Genomic DNA, 21,655 nt, shown 5'->3' with positions numbered 1-21,655 from the left:
CGAGGACCAGCACGTTTCCCTTGCCGTTCTCCGATTCGCGGATGCGATCGACGCGGCACTGGCAAGTCAAAGGACTCGGTCGGTGCTTGAGGGCGTAGCCGCACCCGATGCTGTCGTCGCGCCCCTTCCGCAGGCACGACGTCAGCTCGGCCGGCCCGTTCCGGACACGGCCACACTTGCGTGGCTGCGTAGCTCCCAGTTCGCGGCGGCGCGCGTCTCCCTGCTGGCCGAGATCACCCGTGCACACGAGAACTGCGCACCGTTGCTGCGCACCTTCGTCCCGATGTTCATCGAATCCGGCGACGTGGATCGCTTCATCGCCGACGCGGAAGAGTGCAACAAGGGACTGTTCGGCACCAATCTCAATGCGGGCAGAAATCCGGTCGTGGCCAGCAGCCGGACGAGTCGACGTGCTGGACCCGACAGTGCGACGAAGGAGATCTAGGCAGGCAGTTTCGTAAGAGCGCTTCTGTGAGCGCCAGGCAAAATTTTGAACCGATACCGTAGGCGATCAATAGCAGGGGTATCGCTCTCCGTGGACCGAATCGGGTAAGCCTCCCGCGCCATCGTTGCCCGGATCGTAGCCGGTACGACAGCCACTTAATGCATGGATCGATACCACGGTCCACGGCACGCACGTCCAACAGAGGTAGATCTTGCAGCCCACAACTGCGGAACAAGCGTCTACCGGTGTAACCGCTCCCCATCCGGCCACGCTCCCAGCTGAACGGACAGATCGGGCAACTTCGACGTCAGCACTGTATGATCACACCCAGATTCTTCTATCCTGGGGGGCAGATGGTACGGGTATCGAGCCACTACAGCATAACGGGGTCATTCCCTTTCGTCGATGTACACATCGACAAGGACAACGCCCTCTTTCTTGACCCCAGCGCTATCCGCAACGGAAGTGGTCCTCACGCAAAAAAGGCCCAGACGCAGCTTGAATCGTTCTTCAAGGAAGTAGTATCCGCCGCGCGAAGCTCGTCTCCTGCGAAACTCAGTAAAGGGCGGTCGTTGTTGCGCCACCTTCACGAACCGAATGAAACTCGACTCGGGCTATCTCAGGTCGGTTCCCGCGGACGTGCATTCGCGGACAAGCTAGCAACACAATTTTGGGACGAGCTTCGTGTCAATCCCGCCTGCCAGCACTCGGTGCTGACGAGACTTGAGGACACCAGACTGTTCCTCGACATGGTCGGTGACGATCGAATTTCTGATATGACCACGCGCATAATATTTGACGTGCTCGCAGATTTCACGGACGACATGATGCGAACCTACCCAAACCTCCGGAACAGTAGCAGCACCGTCGAAACCACTGTTTGGAACAGTGCAAAATTAGATTGGAATGAGGCCAAATTCACCCTTCCCAAATGCTTCGGTAAGCAACTCTTACTCGTTCCACGGGACTGGGTTTACTGGAGGACACTTATGTCTCCAGTTCCGTTCTACAACAGATACGCAACTGAAGTCATTCATGAGGAGCATTCGGTGATCCTCAGTAACGGCCGGCGCAGCGGACCGTCAAAGAAAACGATCAAGGACCAGAATCCAGAAATCCGTAAGACGAACAACGACAAGGCCGTCGAGTACAAGACGCGGCATGGACGGGATCTCGTTGGGGAGTATCGATCATGGGTAGACCAGAATTTCGAACCCCTTAACGACAACGAAATCCACCGACGAACGCCGTAGCAAGAGATCGCATTTTCGTGAACATCGCCGTCATCTGGTGATGCTTTCACGCATTCCGCTCCGTGACTCGCTCACTCACACTCACTCGATATGAGTCACCAACGACTGTAGACATATAATTCGCGTCCGATTCCATTTGCGGCGTAGCGGTTAGGCTCCGCATGAGAACTTGAGCGCTGGATCCGTTGAGACAGCTCGACTTAGCGGGAAAATCCTCTTGTAGCAGTGCGCGATCCAGCAGGGGAAATCGCAATCCTGATAATAAACGTGGTGCGCCTTGGAGTCACGCCATGCAATATTTCGAGCCTTACCTCCCCGACAGGACGCAGCACTCGATTCACTCACAAACCCCGGAAGTCCTCGCTCAGAACTAGCGAGGTCAAAGGATGGCCCTAGAGCATGCCGCAGGATATTCTCGTAACGTGGACAAGAACGCGATCATACTTGCAGTCGCAACGCTTCTCCTGGGCGGCGTAATAAGCTGGTTCGCCAGTCGTCTTTATGGAAATCGCCGAACCTTACTCCATATCTCTTACTCATCCTCGGAATCCAGGATCCCATGGAAGGGGATTCAGTATTCCTTAGATGGAGAAAGCGTCTCCCACCCCGCGGTTCGCACTTTTTGGATAAAAAATCTTGGTCCTAGCGATATCGGACCGAACTCGTTTGATGGCGGACATCTGCACATAAGGGTGGGCGGAAGAATCTTAGCCGTAAGGATCGACGATAGAGTTGCTAGTGGAGACGACAGAATCTCCATCAAGGCATCAGAGGTGATATCCATAAACCCCCAAGTGATCCCTCATGGCAAGGAAATCATGATTCAAGCGTTAGTAGACTTAGAGGCGAATAAAAGAGGGAGCCGAACGCAAAGTCCTTCAGTATCGCTAACGATGCAAAATGTTTCAGCGTCAACCAAAGGCGTCGAGAACTACCTCTTCGATGCGCTTTTTGGACCAATATTCTCATTGGTTGGTCACGCTCTTTCACTATCACTCGTCTTCGCTGTAGCGATTTCCATATTTTGGCCGGGATGGTCACCTGACTTTGCTATACCGACCCTGATCATCGCTCTTCTCATCGGGGTGTTCGCCACACGATACGGATTTATGCATGGCGAAAGCATACGGAAGCCCGCGGCTCGTTCCACCCTACCTAGATCCCCCGGGTTCAGTGGATTCAGCGGACTTTGGGATTAGCCTGTAATCCGGCAAACAACCCCGGCTTCGCCCAGCTCGGTCGTCCCCACAAACGGGAGGTCCGACTATGACGAAGTACGCATGGTAGAAATCTGGTATGGTGATCGATAACCTTCAAGCACTTCCCCGTGCGTTCGTAGAGCGTAGAGATTGGGGACAGTTCCATACTCCCAAGAACCTCGTGATGGCGCTCAGTGGGGAGATTGGTGAACTCACCGAGATCTTCCAGCGGCTCACACCTGAAGAAAGTGCTGCGATCAGTGGAAACCGGGGGGCAAGTCACCGGGTCGAGGAAGAAATCGCAGATGTGCTCATTTACCCACTCAGACTTGCGGATGTTCTCGATATCGACCTTGAGGATGCAGTACGAAGGAAAGCTGACGCCAACGAGGCAAAGTACCCCGTGGGCCAATCAGAAGGGCGCGCAACGAAATACACCGACTTGGAGGCAAACTAATGTCGCTCGTTGTTCTGCAGCCTGCTGGAGGCAAAGATTCAAGGCAGCACTACCAAGACACCGTTCTGAACTCAGTTTCGCTGGCAGATTGCATCGAGCTAGTGGCTCGACACGGATCGTTGACCGGGTAATCCCCGGCTGACCGACACGTCCACGGCAGACTATCTCCGAGTCGAGACAAGGAGGTGGTCGTGGCACGCAAACCGAGCGTGTTCGTCCGATCGTTGAGCATGGAGGAAGGCCGACGGCTGCAGAAGATCAGCCGCACCATCGTGGTCCTGATATCCTCACAAGGCCAAACGGTCAAGGACATCACCTCGTTGATGCAGGTCAGCGACGACTACGTCCGCGATATCATCCACACGTTCAACGAGCATGGGTTCGAGGCGTTGCACCCGTTACCTTGTTCGTAGTCGGAAACGACCCGTCTCCGACCACTGAACTGGACACCTCGGCATGACTACGTCAACCTGTTGCACGATGATCAATTTTGTGATGTCACCGAGGTGGACAGGCGATGAGTGATCGCTGATAGGGGCCAGATGTCGCTTGCCAGGTTGATGGGACCACCTGATTGCCAGAGGGTAGGGACCACCATGGCGCGTTACTGAGGATGCGTGTTGTCGGCGCCGGCGTCAACTGCTCCGGGGCGGGTGCGTTGACGGTAGGACGGCCCTTCGACGACGAGCGTGTGGGCGTTGGAGGTCAGCCGGTCGATCGCGGATTGAGCAAGAAGGGTGTCTGCGGTCATCGTCAGCCACTCCGACGGCTCGCGATTGGATGTGACGATCGTGGTCTTCTTCTTGTGCCGTTCGACGATGAGTTCGTAGAAGTCGTTGGTTTCGGTGGCATCGAGCGGTCGCAGCGCGAAGTCGTCGATGATGAGCACATCAATTGCGGTCAACCTGCGGATCTCGGCGTCGACGGTGTTATCCAGTCGGGCTGCGCGGAGCCGGGTGAACAGCTTGTCCGAGCGTGCGAACAGAACACTGTGCCGACGCCGGATTGCCATGTGCCCTCATGCTGTTGCCAGATGGGTCTTGCCGACGGGGCCGAGGACGATCGCGGACTGCTGGTTGTCGAAGAACCGCAATGAGGTCAGATCCCCGAGGAGTGTCCGGTCGTAGCGCAGATCGTCGAGTGCATTCCAGGTATCGGGCGCCATCGCCGGATCGAGTCCTGCTTTGGTGGCCCGCAATGTCGCCGAACGTGATTCACGCCGATTCACTTCGTCGGCGAGGAGCACTTCGAGGAACCCGATGTGGCTGAGTTTGTGTTGACGGGCCAGGGCTGCGCGTTCGGGCAGCGTGTCGGCCAGCGCCCCGAGTTTGAGGGCTTTCAATAGTCGGATCATATCGGTGCCGACAGGGTCGGTGGCTGCGGTGCGGATATTGGCGCTCATCGCTGGGTCTCCGTGTTCTCGGTACTGTCGCCGACGACTGACAGGGCGGGTGCAGTTGCAGCAGTGTTGAATTCGGACGGATCACGTGAGAATCGTGATGCGGTGTGCCCGACTGCTTTCGGCAGATCCGGCGAAGTCTTCTCGGTGGCACGCTCGAGCATCGAGGCGATCTTGGTGACCGAGACGACGTCGAGATCGAGTGACAGGGAGCACGCCTGCTCGACCCGTTCAGCGCCGTAGCGGCGCACCAGTCCTTGCAGACGGTAGACGCTGCGGATCCTCGTCCACGGCAGCGGGTCGTCGAGGATGCGTTCGGCATAGATCCCGCCGTTCAGCCCGTGCGCGGTGCACTTGGCGATCAGCGAGGTGACATCACGTAGCGCGTAATCGGACTTGTGTTCGGGCAGGTCAGCGCGGTCGGTGCTCCGTCCACCCGGCGGCGTGCGAGGGTGGATCTTCACCAGGATGCCGCGGTGATAGAACTTCACCAGTTCGCTGTCGGCGCGCACCGACAGCGTCGATCCGATCCACTGTTGCGGCAACGAATACAACGCCCGCCCGACTTCTGCGTGGAAATCGCGGTGCACTTTCACGTCCTTGAAGATCGGCACATCGTAGACCGCCGGCACCGGCAGCAAACTTCGCTGTTCGGTGTCGTCGAAGACTTCCAGCGGCCGTGCACAGGTCGTGCCGTGGATACGCATGCCCGCGGTGGTACTGCACCACCGAACAACCGCATCCTGAGCCTCGGCTAGATCGGTGAAGTGTTCACCGGCCCAGAAGTTTCCGCGCACGTATTGCACGGTGCGTTCGACACGGGATTTGTCCTTCGGTGAGCGAATCCGTGCGGGATCGGTGATGAATCCGACGTGACTGCTGTAGTCGAGCCACCCCTGGCTGAAACGCGGGGTGACCGGATCCGCGGTCGTGACGACCGGTTTGAGGTTGTCCGGAATCAGGACCGCGAAGACCCCGCCGAAGAACCTCCATGCCGCCTCGCATCCGGCGATCACCGCCACCAACGTCTGCGAATAGGTCAGCCACACGAACATGTGTCGGCTGTACACGGCGGTGAAGATCAGGGCGTGGACCTTGCGGGCCCGGCCGTCCTCGGGATCGGTGAGCATCCCCAGATACCCGAAGTCGACTTGGCATTCGACACCCGGATCTCCGTCGACGACTCGAACGGTGAGGTCCCTGCGGCCGAAACCGCACCGCTCGGTAGCGAAGCGGTGCAGCGTCCGGTACGGCACCACGCAGCCCTGGCGGGCAAGGAGCACTTCGATTTTGGTGATCGTCAGTGGTTTCTGCTCACCGTCTCCTGCCACCCACCTGGTGATCTGCTCCTCGTGAGGAACCAACTGTTCCCAGGCCACACCATGCCCATGAAGCCGGTCGGGGCGCACGGTATCGACGACCGCCGCGATCAACTCGTCATCAATGTCGGCTGCAGTGTCGTCCCTGTTCAGCCCGGCAGACTGAGCGGCGTCGACGTTGATGGCGCTCTTTGATCCTGCTCAGTCCTGCTCACCGAAAGTGCTCACCCGTGTGGCTCCGCCGATGAGGGCGGGTCTCCTTCGATGCTGGTGGTCTCTGACCACGCACCAGCACCCCGAAGGAGACCCGCTTTCTCATGTTGACATGGGAGGAAGACGTGGAGATCCACGCACTGCACAAACGAGGCTGGACGATCTCGGCGATCGCCCGGCACACCGGCCGAAACCGGCGCACGATCCGCAACTATCTGAACGGCACCACTACCCCCGGAATCCGTAAACCCGCTGGTGAGGACCCGTTCGAGCCGTTCGTCGCCTATGTGAGAGCCCGCCTGACCGAGGATCCGCATTTGTGGGCGCGGACCTTGTGCGACGAACTCGAGGACCTCGGTTACACCGCCTCGTATCAGACCCTGACCCGCCAGATCCGGCAACGACAGCTCCGGCCCGTCTGCCAGGCCTGCGCGTGCGCGACCGACCGCCCCAATGCGGTCAGCGACCATCCGCCGGGGGTGGAAACCCCAGTGGGACTGGGTCGAGTTGCCGAACCCACCTGCCTCGTGGGGCTGGGGCACGACCGCGTATCTGCTGGTCGGCTCGCTCGCCCATTCGGGTCGGTGGCGTGGGGTGCTCGCCCCGGCCATGACTCAACCTCACTTGATCGACGGTCTCGACCGTATCTGTCGCAAGCTCGGCGGCCTGACCCACACCTGGCGGTTCGATCGGATGACCACGGTCTGTTACCCCGACAGCGGAAAGGTCACCGCATCCTTCGCCGGGGTCGCCAAATATTACGGCGTCTCGGTCGCGATCTGCCCGCCCCGGACCGGCAATCGAAAGGGTGTCGTCGAGAAGGCCAATCACACTGCGGCCCAGCGATGGTGGCGCACCGTGGCGAACGAACTCACTGTCGAGCAGGCCCAGGCCAGCGTGGACAAATTCTGCAGTCGGCGCGCCGATGCCCGATCCCGGACCACCCCCGAAGGAAAATCGACGGTGGCGGCGATCGCTGCGACCGAACCCCTGGCACCGCCACCACCGGTTCCGTATCCGGTGACGGTCACCGAGACCCGCACCGTGTCACGGCAGGCGCTGGTGGCCTACCGAGGCAACCGCTACTCGGTGCCCCCGGAACTGGCCGCAGCACAGGTCACCGTCACCCGCCGACTCGGTGACGAGGTGATCGACATCGTCACCGCCTCGCAGATCACCGTCGCCCGACACCGCCTCGCTCCGGACGGGGCCGGCGCTCTCGTGCGCGATCACGGCCACGTCCACGCCCTCGAACAGGCCGCGATGGCCGGCGCCGCGGCCGGAGGCCGGCCACACCGCCGCAAGGAACGCATCCCACCCGGGCCCGATGCCCTCGCTGCGGCAGCAGCATTGCGCACCAAAACCACCGACCATCCCTCGTCGTCAACTGCGTCGGCGTCGGCGTCGACGGTCATCGATCTGGCCGCCTACGAGCGTGCTGCCCGCGGAAGGAACACCCTGGTATGAGCACCCCCGACACCACCATCACGCCCACCCACACCGCGAGTCTCTATCAGCGGCTGCGCGGTCACCTGGCCACCCTGAAGCTGCACGACGCCGCCGAAGCGCTGCCATCGGTACTCGACCGCGCCCAGAAGGACGGACTGTCGATGACCGCAGCCCTCGAACAGCTACTGTCGATCGAGGTCGACGCCACCGAAGCCCGCCGCCTCGCCGGGCGGTTGCGGTTCGCATGCCTGCCCACCCCGGCCTGTCTCGAGGACTTCGACTACGACGCCGCCCCCGGACTCGATCGGGCACTGATCGCCGAACTGGGGACCTGCCGGTTCCTCGAAACCGCGACGAACGTCCTGCTCATCGGGCCACCGGGGGTCGGAAAGACCCACCTGTCGGTGGGTTTGGCGCGGGCAGCCGCGCATGCCGGCTACCGCACCTACTTCACCACCGCCGCCGATCTGGCCGCCCGCTGTCACCGCGCTGCGATCGAAGGCCGGTGGGCGACGACGATGCGGTTCTACGCCGGCCCGACGCTGCTGGTGATCGACGAACTCGGCTACCTTCCGTTACCGGGTGAGGCCGCCTCCGCACTGTTTCAGGTTGTCGCGCAACGCTATCTGAAGACCTCGATCATCATCACCACCAACCGGGGTGTCGGAGAATGGGGTGAGGTCCTCGGCGATACGACCGTCGCCGCCGCGATGCTCGATCGGCTTCTGCACCGATCGGTCGTGCTCAACCTTGACGGGGATTCCTACCGGCTGCGTGACCATCATGCCCGGTCCGAAAAGCTCCGTCGAGCCACCACCGGCACCCGGCAACCGCTACAGTGAACCCGCCCACGGGTGGGCACTTTCGTCGAGCACAAGCGAGCACCTTCGCTGAGCCTCATCAACGTAGCGTCGGACGGTTTTGCGGTCCACCCCGGCGTGGTCTGCGATCGTGCGCAGCCCAGGCGCCGGCAGAGCGGCCGTCCCGAGCCACAATCGCAGTACTTCTCTGATCTCGTTCACACTGATCTCCCGAAAAGCCATGCCCGTCGACCTCCGCGACCTCGCTTGAGCTGTCACAGACGATCGAACGAGCAAACGACGAGACCACCGGCAAGGCGCGCCGGTGGTCCCATAACTGGCAATCCAGGTGGTCCCATCACCCTGGCAAGATCAGCTCACGCTGGTCCCATCCTCATGGCAGACGACAGAGATGGGGTCTGCCCCCGTTACCGTATTGTCGTGACACCCCTGAGAACGGTGGCTCCAGTACTTGTCATGATTCAAAGAGCCTCGAAATTCGGATTCGGGGATTGATCTCCGGCTAGTTGTTCGATCCGTCCTGTGTAGTCCACGAGCCAACGTTCTGGCTCCTTTGACTGAGGCGCCAACTCCGTCATGACCCAGCCCTCCGAACTGGGGTCGGCCCGATACTTGGTTGGTTCGGCAGCGGGATGCTTGATATCAGCGAAGAATGCCCGGGCTTCCCGCTCCCCCATCGGCGGCAAGTGTGGGTTGCGGTCCTTGTTCACCGTCGGCCACTTCACGCCCGCATCGGCTAGTTGGTCGCGTGTGATCACCTCCTCGATAAGAATCCGCTCCAGGAGATCTTGCTGTGAGGTCTCCAACGCAACGAGTTGGGTGAGGACGCATAGAAGCTCGCTGAGCTCGTTGGACCACTCACTCGGCCAGATCGTGACATTGATCGAATCGAGGACTGACTTGCGCTTGCTGGGTGCTTTCTCACCGGTGATCGAGTGGCCGGGTTTCGCCGCGCGGCGGTAGCCGAACCAGGAGTCAATGACGTTCCGGCCACCGATGGTGTAGTCACGCACCGGTCGTGTGACATTAGACCATTGTCCTTCTCCGACCTGGAGTGTCTCGGTAATCTCGTCGTAGCTGAGGTCTTTAGGCATGGTCCTCCCGACAGGGACGGTGTAGTCGGGTCGGTTGATGAACAAATTCGGATCTCGTACTTCGGTTGCGCCGTCCGGGTGTGCTCCGCATTGTCCGTAGGTGTGCAGCCAGACCACCTGCTTGCCAAGGACCACTGCTTCGTCCCACAGGGCAGAGTCGGCTGTGATCGGAACGCGAATACCAGGTGTGTGCAGTTCGTCGCTGAATCGTTCTACATATCCGGGGTGCGAAACGACTCCGGCCATGTAGTAGGTGATCTCCTCCCCAGAGATATCCCCCCTGATCCGGGCGCGCAGTGCCGTGAGCAGTCCGCGTGCCAGATTTGGGGTGCCGTCAGGGTGAAGCATCGGCAGTGTGCGGCCGCCTCGATTGTTGAAGCAATTGTTGTCGGGAAGGAGGGCACTGAAGCTCAGGCCGGGTCCTGGTCCTGGATGGATAGAGTGCGGTTCGATGATGTAGATCTGCCTAGGAATGCGGGCACGCCATAGATCCGGCCGCGGCATATCAAGCAGGCGGTAATCGGCAAGGAGGTATTGCCGATCTAGCGAGCGATATCCGACTCGCACGATCTTCGGGTCCGGAACCATTGCCACCATGCGCAGAGGGGTGGTCGAATCGGCCTCTGTGTCGATGCCCGGAAGGGGGGGTTTTGTCTTGTCTAGATTCGAGTCGCGGCTGGCGCGCATGAGCTCGGCCTTCTGTTCACCGTCGTCGACGCTGAGTAGGTGCCGTAGGCGTTCCTCCAAGATCTCGCTGGTAGCGCCGTACACCCAAGATCGATTACTTGAGCATCCGGGCGACACCCATGGCAGAAGATCCTCCGCGGCAGGATGGTCATCCCAGACCCCACTGGCCGCCGGGGTAAACGGTGCTATCCAGTTTGTCCGGGTCAATCGCCATCGCTCATCTGTGAACGTGAGATCGGCCAACTGGGCGTACTTTTCTTCACGCTTTCCGTGAATGCTGATGTACCGGATCTCTGCAGGCACGTCTTCACGGGTTCCTGGGGCACGAGCGAATAGTGCGATTACGACGGGAGTTTCGATGTTGAAGATGGTGTTCTTGGCCGGGGGTCGCTTGCCTTCTGGAGATACGTTGATGATCCACCCGTGGGATGCCCTGCGCCGCAGGTAGTTGCGCATTCCCTTGAACCCCGGACCGGTGAGATATCCGGCCGCGGTGATGTAGCAGATGACGCCATTGCCGCCGTCTCGAACAGCGGGACGGTCGGTAGATTCGAATACCTTCCACGTCGACCATCGCCAGAACCAGACGTACAGGTTGTTCAGGTGCCACTCGAGAATCCCATTGCCCGGATACCGAAACGCGTCGATCGGGGATTTGTGGGTATTCGCGTCGACACCATTGGCGATCCACCCCCCCAGCTCAACTGGGGTATCACGGAGGTACGGTGGGTTGCCGATGCTGACTTGAACGTTCAGCTCACGCTTCATCTTGTTGGCCTTGAGGCGTTGCTGGGCAATCAGTCTCATCGTGTACGAGAGCTGGCTATCGCCGCCGCTATCAGGGTCCTCAAGGGTGTCAGCGACGTACATGTTCATGCCGTCATCAGGCAGCGTAGCTCCGGCCGCCTTCATCGCTTCACTCAGACGCAGTTCCGCCACCGAAAAAGGCCCGGACTGCAACTCAATGCCGTACAGGCGTGAGGCCATGTTGGAAACTGCCTCCGGCCGTGCGCCCTTTCCGTATTCAGCTTCGGCGGCGTCTCCGACATGCCTCAGGACACCCAGCGGGTAGGTGCCTGTGCCCATCGAACTGTCAACCACGGTGACATGCGGATTGCGGAAGCCGTCGCGCTTGCCGAAGTACTGTTTGAGCACGTCATCAGTGAAACGGGTCATGAAATCTACTACCTCGACCGGGGTGTAGTATGAGCCCGTCTTTTTTCGCTTGTCAGGGTCGTAGACACTCAGGAAGTGCTCGTACAGGTGGAGGTAAACGTCTTCCTTACCTCCCGAGACCTTGTCCCACTGCACCGCAGAAAGAATTCGAGCGATCATCTCAATCGCGGTGCCGGCGGGTGTCTTATTGATGTGTTCGGTGAGCAGATTCAGCGCCATGCCCATGAGGGTGTGGTGATGTTCGAGCTTCTTAGACACTTCGTTCAGCGTGGACGAGCCGACATCAATGCCGTCGCTGACTGCCAGCATGAGTGCGAACACCACGGTTTGCGCGAATCCGTCGGCGAACTCTTCGTCCTTAGCGTGGGGGAAAAGCATTGCGCGCCAGTCTTTAGCCAGCCCAAGGAAGGGCTGGACTTCCTTGTTGGCACCGGCCTTGATCGCTCGACGCTCAGCGGTCATCGCTAACTTGACCTCCTCACGCAGCATCCGTGCGAGCGGTGCAAGCGTGTCGACGAGTTTCGCGACGGAGGTGATGGGGATCGGCTTCCAACGCAGGAAGCCTGAGAGGATCAGTTCCAGGCTGCCTGGCGCCGTTAGTCGGCCCCGCGTGTTCACTAGCGAGGGTGTGTGCAGATGGATCGGCTGGTCGACAAGTTCGCCATATCGCCACAACCGCCACTCGATACCGTTGGTGTGCAGCAGGTTAGGAAGCTCCTTCAGCCGCTGCCACTGCCTGTAGTTGTGAGTGCTTTTGCTGTAGGTGCTCGGGTCGAGGGATACGCCGGGAGCCTTCAACTCGATGAACCCGGTCAGCACCCCGTCAACGATGACCCCGAAGTCCGGTCGGACGGTTCCATCCAAAGAAACCTCGTTGTGGGTGGTTATCCGCATTCCGGCTGCGCTGCCGAAGTCAGTGATGAACTGTGCGACAGGGCCCGACAGCTGCGCTTCTCTTTCTCCCGGTCCCGACAATTTCATCTTTGTATCGGAACCGAACTTGGCTACTAGATCGGCAAAAACCATCGAGTCGACTGCCATCATCTTCCCATCTTCAATCTGCTCGGGAGGTAGGTTTGCCTCGCCGTTAGGTGATTCTGCCTGCCCCCGGGCTATCGCGTGGGCATGCCCCTCGGTTACACAGGGGAGACGAGGTAGAAAACAGCCAGTGGCATTGGTGCGGGATGCGGTCAGGGCTTCGGCAAGGCCGTGTAGTCCCACGTCAAGTAACCCGAACGAGATCGGGTGACCGGTTTCGATTGCAGCCGTGGTGCTGCGAGGCAGCGACCTTAGCGTGGCCGGAAGGTCGGGCGTGGCCCCTGAAGAGTGGACACTTGGGTGTGTTCGTTAGGCGGCCTGATCCAAGGTAGACATGCGGTCGGTTTCGTAGTCAAGTGGTGATCGGTTCTGCAATGCCGAGTGCCTTCTACGAGTGTTGTAGCGGGTAATCCAGCGGAACACCTCGGTGCGGCACTGCGTTTCGTCGGCCCACCGTTTCGCGCCCTGAAGCGTCTCCCGCTTCAAGGACGCGTTGAAGGACTCGGCCATCGCGTTGTCGGCGCTCGATCCGATCCGGCCCATCGATTGCCACACGCCGTGCCGGCGGCATGTCGCCTGGTAGTCCGAGGACGTGAATTGCCGTCCGTGGTCGGAATGGAAAATTGCTCCTTCCAGCGATCCTCGTGCCGCGGCCGCGTTGTCGAGCGCGTTCTCGACGAGTTCGGTACGCATGTGATCTGCGATCGACCAGCCGACGAGGCGCTTGGAACACACGTCGATCACCGTCGCCAGGTAGAGGAACTCACCGGTGCCACTGTGTGGAAGGTAGGTGATGTCACCGACGAAAACGCTCCCTGGCTCGGCAGCGGTGAAATCGCGTTTGACCAGGTCTCCGAAGACCTGCGCCCTGGGATCTTTGATCGTCGTGTTCTTCGGTTTACGCAGGTGCACGCCGACAATGTTGTTGCGTCGCATCAACCGTGCCACCCGCTTGTGGTTCACCGTGCCCGGCACCTGGTCATCATCGGCCAGTTCGGCGGTCATCCGCCGGTAACCGAGGGTGTGGTCCCATTCCTGGTGGTGGGCGCGTATTCGGTCGACGAGCGCCGCATCGGCCTGCTGGCGGGCAAGGCGAGCCGCCTTTCCGGCTCGCCACTTGTAGTAGCTCGACCGGTGGATGCCGAGCACCGTGCACATCCGCTTCACCTCATGAGTGTCCCGGTGGTCATCAACGAACCAGAAGCGGATCACCAGTTCGTCTCTGCCGCGAAATACTTCGTGGCCTTGCGCAGAATGTCTCGCTCCTCGCTGAGCTTGTCGTTTTCTGCGACCAGAGCCTGGTTGCGGGCCCGAATCTGCTCGATCTCGGCCTGCATGCGCGCGAGTTGTTCCTGCGGCGTCTCGGAGGGCCCGCGCTCTGACGTGGCCTCGGGCTGCGCCGACGCGGCCTTCTTCCGCGCCTGGTGCACCCATGTCTTCAACGACCCCCGGGCGACTCCCAGATCCGCGGCCAACGTCGAGTACGACGCGTCCGGGCGAGTCTCGTACAGCCGGACAGCATCGGCTTTGAACTCATCCGAGTACTTCTTCTTGGTCATGGTGATGTCCTGCATTCTCCGGCCCAGTATGGGCCAGTCTCAGCGTGTCCACCACTCAGGGGCTATCCCCGAATGGAAGAGGCGACAAGCGACCTCGCCTATATGAAAGGGTGACATAAGGTTGCTTATAAACCGGGGTGCGAGGTGGCGGGCCTGTCACAGTTGGTGCTCGCATCGATCGCGTTATTTCGCGCTTCTCTGGTGACTTGAGGCAACACTCATAAGGCGAACCTGGGGAGACGTAGAGCCGGCTGGAACCGTCCTGGCCCGCGACTGCGAAACCCACCGGGCCGACGGCCACTGCAATCCCCGCCAACACCACTCCGGCGAGGGCAGCGAAGCAAGCCGTGACCGCCCAGCCGAGGGGACTCGTTCCCTGCGAGAGAGTACCTGAGGCCTGTGTTGACGCGAAGGAATCAGGAGCCGCGAACGGCGTCGCGGAGGCTGTGGGAGCGAACAGGTCCGGCACGGAACCGAAGGCCGGGTCTCACTTCCCCACGACGGTCTCGGACCGGTGAAGGAGGAGTCCGTGCCGTCTCGCGAGGTCGAATACTCGCTGAAATCGAACGGGTCGGGCGATGACTGCACGGGCAACTCTCGGGGCTTGCGTCGGGACCGAGCACCCCACCGGAGTACCCGGTATGTGTCGGCGTTGGTGATCCTTCAATCGAACGACCGACAGAACTCGTTACATAGTCTTTAGAATTACTTTTCTGACGTTTCTTGTGCCATAATCCTCGCCTTCCATGGCTTTGTGGCGCCTCCCGGTTTCCGACTCCTGGGGTGCCGCATCCGATTCGGGTCGTACGACTACCGGGTCGTAAACACCACCGCATGGTTGATTTGTCCGACTCGGATGGCACACTTAGCGATCTCACGAAGGAGTGCACATGGTCCTACCTCTGATACCTGCCGCTCTGATTGCCATCGGTGCAGTCACCGGCAGTGGCGGCTTGGCGTTGGGCGGTAAAGGCATCACCGAACGCAAGAAGGCCTCGGAACAGCTGCAGAAGGCCGGAGAGAAGTACACCAAACGTCGCGACGCGATCGTAGAACGTGTCGCGAAGACCAACGCACATCTCGGGGTGCTGGGCGATCAGCAACAGCAGGCGTTGGTCGACGTCGTGCTGAGAATGGGTGATTTCCTCCGCCGGCACGAGAAGCAGGTCCGAGAGAATGAGCGCTTGCTGGCCGACGGCCTCCATGCCGGTATCTCCCATGTCGACGGACCGGACGGACTCGACCTGAATCTCGGCAGTTGGATCAGTGGAGCCGTGGGTTCGGTAGCTACCGGAGTCGGCACAGCGTCCGCGGTATCGGCGGCAGCCACCAGCTTCGGTGTCGCGAGCACGGGGGCTGCGATATCCGGACTGTCCGGCGCAGCCGCGCAGAGCGCCACTATGGCCTGGCTCGGCGGAGGCGCTTTGTCGGCAGGAGGCGGCGGGGTTGCGCTCGGCGCTACCGTGCTGAACGTCGTGACGATCGGCCCAGCACTTCTCATGGGCGGTTTCGTCATCAAGAGCCAGGGCCAGAAGGCGCTCACCGAAGCCGCCGAGTTCCAGGCCAAGATCGACGTCGCGTATGCCGAGTTGGGCACCACAGATACTCTCCTGACCGCTATCGATCAGCGGGTCGACGAATTATCTTCTCTCCTCAGCACATTGACAATCAAGGCCGTCGCAGAACTCGACGTGCTCGAGTCGGAGCCCTTCGATCCCCGAGTACATGCATCGCAGTTCCAGAAAGCCATGGCCCTGACCGTCGCGGTCAAGGATATCGCCGCGACTCCCATCCTCGACGAGGACGGCGAACTGACCGAGCACAGTGCGAATCTGACTGTCCGCTACCGCCCGATGACCGAAGGAGGAGACAATGGCGCTCAATCAAACGCCTGATCAAAAAGTGCACGAAGGGGAGGTTCTGGGCTCCGTGAAGCGCACGATTTCGGCGGTCGACGGATTCGGCGCGCTCTCCCAACTGGTCAACGCTGCGCAGGAGTGCATCGAGATCCACGCTGTCGAACAGACGAAACGAGCACGACTCCACACCTACGCCTCCGCGGAGGTCCAGCGCATCAAGACCGCCGAATCGATCCTCAAGGGCTATTTCGAACAGTCCTTCGCTGAGCGACGAGCAAACTTCGATGCTCTGTTCTCCCGACTCGACCAGGCATTGGAGCAGGACAACACCCAAGCAATCAGTGATGTTCTTCGCGGAATCGTAGACATCGCCAAGACGTCCCCACTCGCAGATCTCGGCGACCTCAGCCAGATCCGCGCTGCACTCGACGACCCCGACCAGGTGTGGGATCTCTGACGGAAGGGCATGAGCCACCGGTACAACCGGTCGATACTCATGGCCGACTGGCGCAACGGACAGATCAGCGAGCGCCGGCAATCCCAGACCTGCTGCATTCGACATGAAGCGGATGTCGATCCACGCACGAACATTCAATCGACGCGATGTAGCTGCAGGTAGTAACCTGAGCCCACTTTCGCTAGAACATGACGTACCACCGGAGGCGCCCAGGTCGCTTCACTGTTGTGAATGACTTGTGGCTCTACGAGATCAACCGTCATTCCACGAGCCGTCAGAGAGCACCCACCCTGAGCGATCACATTTCGAACCCAATCGGAGCCAGGGCCGTAGTCGAGTGAAATTCGGTACCCGCCCTCATATGGATACACATTGACCGGTGTGCGGTACTCCCGGTTCGACTTTCGCCCCCGGTGGACGACGACCCCCATCCACGGCACGTGGCCAGCGAGTCGACCATAGGTGCGGTTGGTGACGAGTCGGTTGAATTCGGCCAGACGTCGTGGGAGCATGCCAATCCCCTGCCAGTCCAAGTTGGAAATCCGTTCATCGATTCTTGCAAGGACCTCGGATGATTTCCAACAATATGAAGGGTCACTTCATGTGACGTCCCCTGTCACCTGCGACTCGATCCTCTGCCCTCACGTCGGTGCAGAGACACCCAATCACTCACTCGACAACAAACTCGTCCCACACCGCGAGCCCAATCGGCCAGCCCTTTCGAACCGAACAGCGACTCTGCCGGATGCGGTTCGTTCCAGGGTGCTCACCTACCCGCTCTGTCGACGATCTTGATGCGTGATTCCACCCCGCTCGAGCTCATCCCACAACCCCTCCATCGCCGCGACCGGGTCGAGATAGTACTCCGATTCCCGCACCCGCCAGAATCTCCACCCGCTCCGCTGTAGTTCGCGTTCGCGTCCGATGTCGGCGCGCTGCCGGTCAGGGTTGGTGTGCCACTGATCGCCATCGCACGCGACCGCCAGCTTGCCTGCTGCACCTGTCACCACGAGGTCGATGAAATATCCGTTCACGTCGACTCTCGGATTCACGTGATACCCGCGCGACGCGATGTCGAGGAACACGGCCTGCTCGAAGAGGCTGCCGAACGTTTCGTGCCGCTCGCTGCGCGTCACACCGGCCGGCATCGGCTCGGCAGGTGCCGGCGACACCGACTGCATGTACGTGAGCAGGGAATGACGCAGGTCCGTCGGCCGCAGCGTGTCGGCCGTGCGCGAATGGAACAACCACAATTGATCCTGCGCCCGCGACGCAGCAACGTTGAACCGTCGCTGGTATTCCGTCCTGGTCATCGCCGCAATGTTCTGTTCGGGCGCCACGACCATCGACAGGAACATCACGTGCCGCTCGTCGCCCTGAAAATCCGGCGGTGTGCCCACGCGGAGCCTGCGCTGCTCCCACTGTTCCGGGGTGAGCCTTGCCAGCAGTTCGTTCTGGATGACGTCGACATGCGACTGCCCTTGCAGCACCACCACGCCGAAGGTCTTCCCGTCATAGGCCTTGTCATGCAGGCACTGCATTAGCGTCGTGACAAGCTCGAGAGCTTCGGCTCGGTTCGTCAACGACGAATTCTGCCCTGCGACAGCACCATTCTCGACGAGAGTGGTGCGCAGCGGCGGCAGTCTGTCGGCTCCGTACTGCCGCAACGGAACCAACGGGTCGTCCGCGTAGAACTGTTCGCTCGACCACGCGATGATCTCCGGCATCGACCGGAAATGCTCCCGCAAACGGACGATGCTCCCGAACCGCGACCGCAGCAACGAAAACATGCTCGATCGTGGAGTGAAACTGTCGCGCAGATACTTCGGGATGTCGGGCAGGTACGAATCGAGACGACTGAATACCCCGTCGAGCGCACCCAGCGACACCCCGCTGGGCGCGCACTGCTTGTCGTCGCCGACGACGATCACACGCGGAGCCAGCCACAGCAGGAACAGGCTGCTGATGTCCGCTTGGCTCGCTTCGTCGACGATGACGACGTCGAACGAATTCTGTTCGGGCGGAACCGAAGACAACACCTGCTGCAACGGCATCACCCATGCGGGCACCGCACCTTGCGCGACCTGCATGGCTTCTCTCGCCGCAGCCCGGTAGCGCTCGGCGTATCTGCCGGTGCCCTTACCGATGCTCGCGACATGGTCGCGGTACGAGTGGAGGGCCTGGACCTGCTCGGCGGTGGTGCGATCGAGGCACGCGCTCCACGCCTTCACCGCGAGGAGCTGCGTCGTCGCACGCGCGATGTCTTGCTCGGCTGCGTCGAGGTCGCGTTCGAATTGCCCGTCGTCGCTGTGCTCGTGGAACTTTTTTGCCCACTGATCTGCGCGACGCCACGCCCACGCATCCTCGATGTCCGCGAGACGGACAGGCCAGCCCAAACTCAACGGATTCTCTGCAATGGCCTGCGCGAGCGCCGGTGCGGCGGTGGTCAGCTTCGCATGCAGCGAGACGAGCTCGAGCTCTTCGCGCTGTTCACCGACTGCGCGGTCCCACGCGTCCAACGCCGCATTGATGCCTTCGAAGTCTGCGTCGTGGAAGGCCCGTGCCAGTGCGCGTCCTTCTGGTGACGCTCCCCCTGCGGTCTTGCCCCGCACGTCCATGCCGATGGATTCGAGCCAGGTCTTGCTTGCTTCCGCAGTGCCTGCTGCAGCGATCACTCGCGCAGACTCCGCAACCGACCGGGCTTGTTCGATACTCGTGATCCGCGGCGCACCGGGGTGGATATGACGCATTTCCGTTTCGACGGCCCCGACGCGGGAGACGAGGTTGTCGACGATGCCGCGGTCGCGGTCGATGAACGCCAAGGTGCCGACAGCGCGGCTGCGCGACTCGTCGAGCGCAACATCGATACCGAGATCGCGGAGGACGATCCCCGCCACCCGAATCGCTTCGAGCGCGCGCAAGTGTTCCGCAACGATGCGTGCCGTGTGGGCGGTGGTGGCCGCGACGCCGTCGACGGTGGCGACCTCGCCAAGCGCCTCGACTGCAGATTGCTCGTCGCTCCTGCGGAAGCGCGTGAAGCCGCTGCGCCACGTGTCGCCGGCCTCGAGCTTGCGGGCCAGCGCGTCGTACGCCTCCAGCGCGAGCGGTCCTGTCACCGGCGTCTCGACCGAGCTGGCGCCGACGGCGCGGTCGGCGGACTGCGCGGACTGCACGAGTTCTGCGAGTTCAGCGGTCTTTCCCCACAGGTGCTGTGCCTTCCCGGACAGGACGTCGTCGGTCACGCGTTGAATTCGCGCGTCGAGCCGATCTGCGTCTTCCAGGGCGCCCTGTAGCTGTTCGCACAGGTCTCGGATGCGTGCGAGTGCGTCGAGGGGCGCGCCCTCGAGTATTCGCAGCACCTCGTGCAGTGCGTTGCTCCCGATGTCCTTCGGCGCTTGCGCGACTGCAGCGCACGCGTACTGCACCTCCCTCTGGGTGGGGAGGGCCAGGTCGGGGAAGAGTTGGTGCCTGCGCCGTGCACGCTCGACACTCGACCGCTGGTGGAGGCCGTGAAGGGTGACGACCTCCTCGACGGTCAGCGGTGGAGCGTCGGCGAGAAGAGGCGCGGGCAGCCACTCGTATTTCGATTCCTGTGCGCGGACTCGCCGGACGATCGACGCGGCTGTGCCCTCGTAGCCGGCGGCGACGGCGGGTTGCACGACCGTCTCCTCCGCTCTGACCTGCCGGACCTGTTCCACCAACATCGCCCGGCGGCTCAGTGCCTCATCGCGTTGCGTCGTCAGTTCATCGATGCGTTCTTGTGCACGCCGCGCGTTGAATTGCGCTTTGCGCGTGGCGATCTCGCTGACGCTGTGGGTGAGCTCCGCCGAACCGCCCTGCACCGGGTCGGTCACCGATACGCACAGCTCCTGCAGTTCGGGCGGAAGCTTGTCGCGGAGCACGCGCAGCGCCTGGGCCTTCTCACTGGTGACCAGCACCCGCTGGCCGCGAGCGAGCAGCGCGGAGACGATATTGGCGATGGTGTGGGTCTTGCCGGTGCCCGGCGGTCCTTCGACCACGACGCCACTGTCGCCGGTGAGGCGATCGACGATGTCGCGCTGCTCTTCGTTCGCGGGCAGCGGGAACATCGGGTCGCCGGTGAACAGCGCCGGTGGCCTGCCGATGTGGTCGAGCCAGGCCACACGCTCTTCCGGTTCGATCGCCTCGACGAGCTGCGCCAGACCGAGCGGCACCGGCTTCGACTCATCGGCAACGGCCTCGGCCATACGGTTGTAATACTCGATGAGCGCTGAGGCGCCGTGCTTGCGCAGCACCAGCGACGGTGACGGTGTGAGGAACATGTCGGGCGACGAGGCGTCCTCGGCGTGGTCGACGACGTCGACGGGCACGACGAGCGCGCGGTCGGCCCAGCCTTTGAGAAAACCGCGGGCTGCGGGATCCACGGGCGACGCAACCTGGGTAGCAAGGGATTCGTGGAGGTCGCGGGTGCCGGACGGGTCGAACACCTCCAGCCCGGTGAGGAGCTGAGTGTCTTCGAGCGACGGGCCGAGGTCGGGATTCAACCGCACCAGCAGGTCGCCGGTTGCCGCGTGTCGTTCGACGAAGGTGGACTGCGTGATCAGGTGCGTGCGCACCTGCTCCCCCGCGACCTCGGCCGACAGATGCAGCAGCCCCGACGCGAGGACGAGCTCGAGCGATTCGGGTTGAGATTCGAGGTCAAGCATCGCGCGCTGGAGGAAGGTGTAGAGGTGCGAGGCGGGGCGACGCTCACGGTCGACGGCCGCCCACACTCGCCATTCGGTGAGCCAGCTGTCGAAACGTTCGACGGCGTCGGTGGCGGTCGGGTCGAGAGTGGGTTCGACGGCGGAGTCGTCGATGGCTCCCTGCACATACCTCGCGACCGACGCGGGAGGTTGCGGCGGGTCTTCGAGTTGAACACGTCGTGCGCGGAGGACGACGTCGCCTGCTGCGGCGGCGGCGCTCAGTCCGATGTCGAGGTTGCCTTCCTCGAGGGACATCACGGCGCGGTGTTTGCCGAGCACTCGGACGGGGGTGCTGCGCGCTTTGACGAGCTCGGACAGGAAGGTGAGCAGGCGTTGTACTCGATCCCTCAGTTCAGGATCGTTGTCCCTCGACTCCACACCCACTCCCCTCACTCTGCGGACACCACTTCCGCCCGTCGGCGGCGCGGGCACGACCAACCTTAAGAACTCTCCCCGACATGTTCATGCCCACCCCCGCTTCGCGACAGCAGGCGCCCCGCGGATCG

General features: G+C 61.5%; 12 protein-coding genes and 2 pseudogenes. 9 read left to right on the top strand and 5 right to left on the bottom strand.

The features are described from left to right. Positions 1–82 precede the first annotated feature (82 nt). The 5 genes from ACTDXD_RS19520 to ACTDXD_RS19500 all read left to right on the top strand — a co-directional run bounded on the left by ACTDXD_RS19520 (position 83) and on the right by ACTDXD_RS19500 (position 3,767). Entirely contained in the window at positions 83–445 is a 363-nt protein-coding gene (locus tag ACTDXD_RS19520) for a hypothetical protein (RefSeq protein WP_440123919.1), read from the top strand. Positions 446–762: 317 nt separating this feature from the next. Further along, positions 763–1,698, top strand: a complete 936-nt coding sequence (locus ACTDXD_RS19515; protein WP_440123918.1) for a hypothetical protein — start codon at positions 763–765, stop codon at positions 1,696–1,698. A 422-nt stretch (positions 1,699–2,120) separates the two neighbouring features. Further along, the gene (locus ACTDXD_RS19510) at positions 2,121–2,897 is read left to right on the top strand and encodes a hypothetical protein (protein WP_440123917.1); all 777 of its coding nucleotides are present in this window, start codon (positions 2,121–2,123) and stop codon (positions 2,895–2,897) included. Positions 2,898–2,994: 97 nt separating this feature from the next. Then, on the top strand, positions 2,995–3,354 hold the full coding sequence (locus ACTDXD_RS19505) for a nucleotide pyrophosphohydrolase (protein ID WP_440123916.1): 360 nt from the start codon (positions 2,995–2,997) through the stop codon (positions 3,352–3,354). Between the two features lie 191 nt (positions 3,355–3,545). Continuing rightward, positions 3,546–3,767 carry a helix-turn-helix domain-containing protein gene (locus ACTDXD_RS19500; protein ID WP_440123915.1) on the top strand — a complete coding sequence of 74 codons (222 nt, stop codon included), beginning with the start codon at positions 3,546–3,548 and terminating at the stop codon, positions 3,765–3,767. Positions 3,768–3,958: 191 nt separating this feature from the next. On the opposite strand, the pseudogene ACTDXD_RS19495 reads toward ACTDXD_RS19500, so the two are convergent. Together ACTDXD_RS19495 and istA are read right to left on the bottom strand one after the other, a co-directional pair. Beyond that, a pseudogene (locus ACTDXD_RS19495) lies at positions 3,959–4,756 on the bottom strand (ATP-binding protein). Continuing rightward, positions 4,753–6,132, bottom strand: coding sequence for an IS21 family transposase (gene istA, locus ACTDXD_RS19490; RefSeq protein WP_440123914.1), 1,380 nt, complete (start codon positions 6,130–6,132; stop codon positions 4,753–4,755). Before istA ends, ACTDXD_RS19495 begins: the two are co-directional and overlap by 4 nt. Positions 6,133–6,389: 257 nt before the next feature. On the opposite strand from istA, the pseudogene ACTDXD_RS19485 reads away from it, so the two are divergent. Both ACTDXD_RS19485 and istB read left to right on the top strand, forming a co-directional pair. Beyond that, positions 6,390–7,752 (top strand): annotated as a pseudogene (locus ACTDXD_RS19485) (Mu transposase domain-containing protein). Next, positions 7,749–8,576 carry an IS21-like element helper ATPase IstB gene (gene istB / locus ACTDXD_RS19480; protein ID WP_440123913.1) on the top strand — a complete coding sequence of 276 codons (828 nt, stop codon included), beginning with the start codon at positions 7,749–7,751 and terminating at the stop codon, positions 8,574–8,576. The pseudogene ACTDXD_RS19485 and the gene istB overlap by 4 nt, the downstream one beginning before the upstream one ends. Positions 8,577–9,016: 440 nt before the next feature. On the opposite strand, the gene ACTDXD_RS19475 is transcribed toward istB, so the two are convergent. After that, the gene (locus tag ACTDXD_RS19475; RefSeq protein WP_440123912.1) at positions 9,017–12,556 is read right to left on the bottom strand and encodes a type ISP restriction/modification enzyme; all 3,540 of its coding nucleotides are present in this window, start codon (positions 12,554–12,556) and stop codon (positions 9,017–9,019) included. 303 nt (positions 12,557–12,859) lie between these two features. Further along, a protein-coding gene (locus ACTDXD_RS19470) for an IS3 family transposase (protein WP_440123911.1) occupies positions 12,860–14,109 on the bottom strand; the annotation gives its coding sequence in 2 pieces (ribosomal slippage) (positions 12,860–13,773 and positions 13,773–14,109; 1,251 coding nt in all). Between the two features lie 890 nt (positions 14,110–14,999). Here ACTDXD_RS19470 and ACTDXD_RS19465 point away from each other — a divergent pair. Next, a complete protein-coding gene (locus ACTDXD_RS19465; RefSeq protein ID WP_440123910.1) occupies positions 15,000–16,004 on the top strand; it encodes a hypothetical protein in 1,005 nt (334 codons plus the stop codon). Then, complete coding sequence (locus ACTDXD_RS19460; RefSeq protein ID WP_440123909.1) at positions 15,982–16,425, top strand: hypothetical protein; 444 nt, start codon at positions 15,982–15,984, stop codon at positions 16,423–16,425. The genes ACTDXD_RS19465 and ACTDXD_RS19460 overlap by 23 nt, the downstream gene beginning before the upstream one ends. 770 nt (positions 16,426–17,195) lie before the next feature. On the opposite strand, the gene ACTDXD_RS19455 is transcribed toward ACTDXD_RS19460, so the two are convergent. Then, positions 17,196–21,533, bottom strand: coding sequence for an AAA domain-containing protein (locus ACTDXD_RS19455; RefSeq protein ID WP_440123908.1), 4,338 nt, complete (start codon positions 21,531–21,533; stop codon positions 17,196–17,198). Positions 21,534–21,655: the final 122 nt, after the last annotated feature.

The sequence above is a fragment of the Rhodococcus sp. SJ-3 genome, from assembly GCF_051918125.1.
In the GTDB taxonomy this organism is placed as follows: Bacteria; Actinomycetota; Actinomycetes; order Mycobacteriales; family Mycobacteriaceae; genus Rhodococcus.
This window is presented reverse-complemented; position numbering and strand designations above follow the sequence as displayed.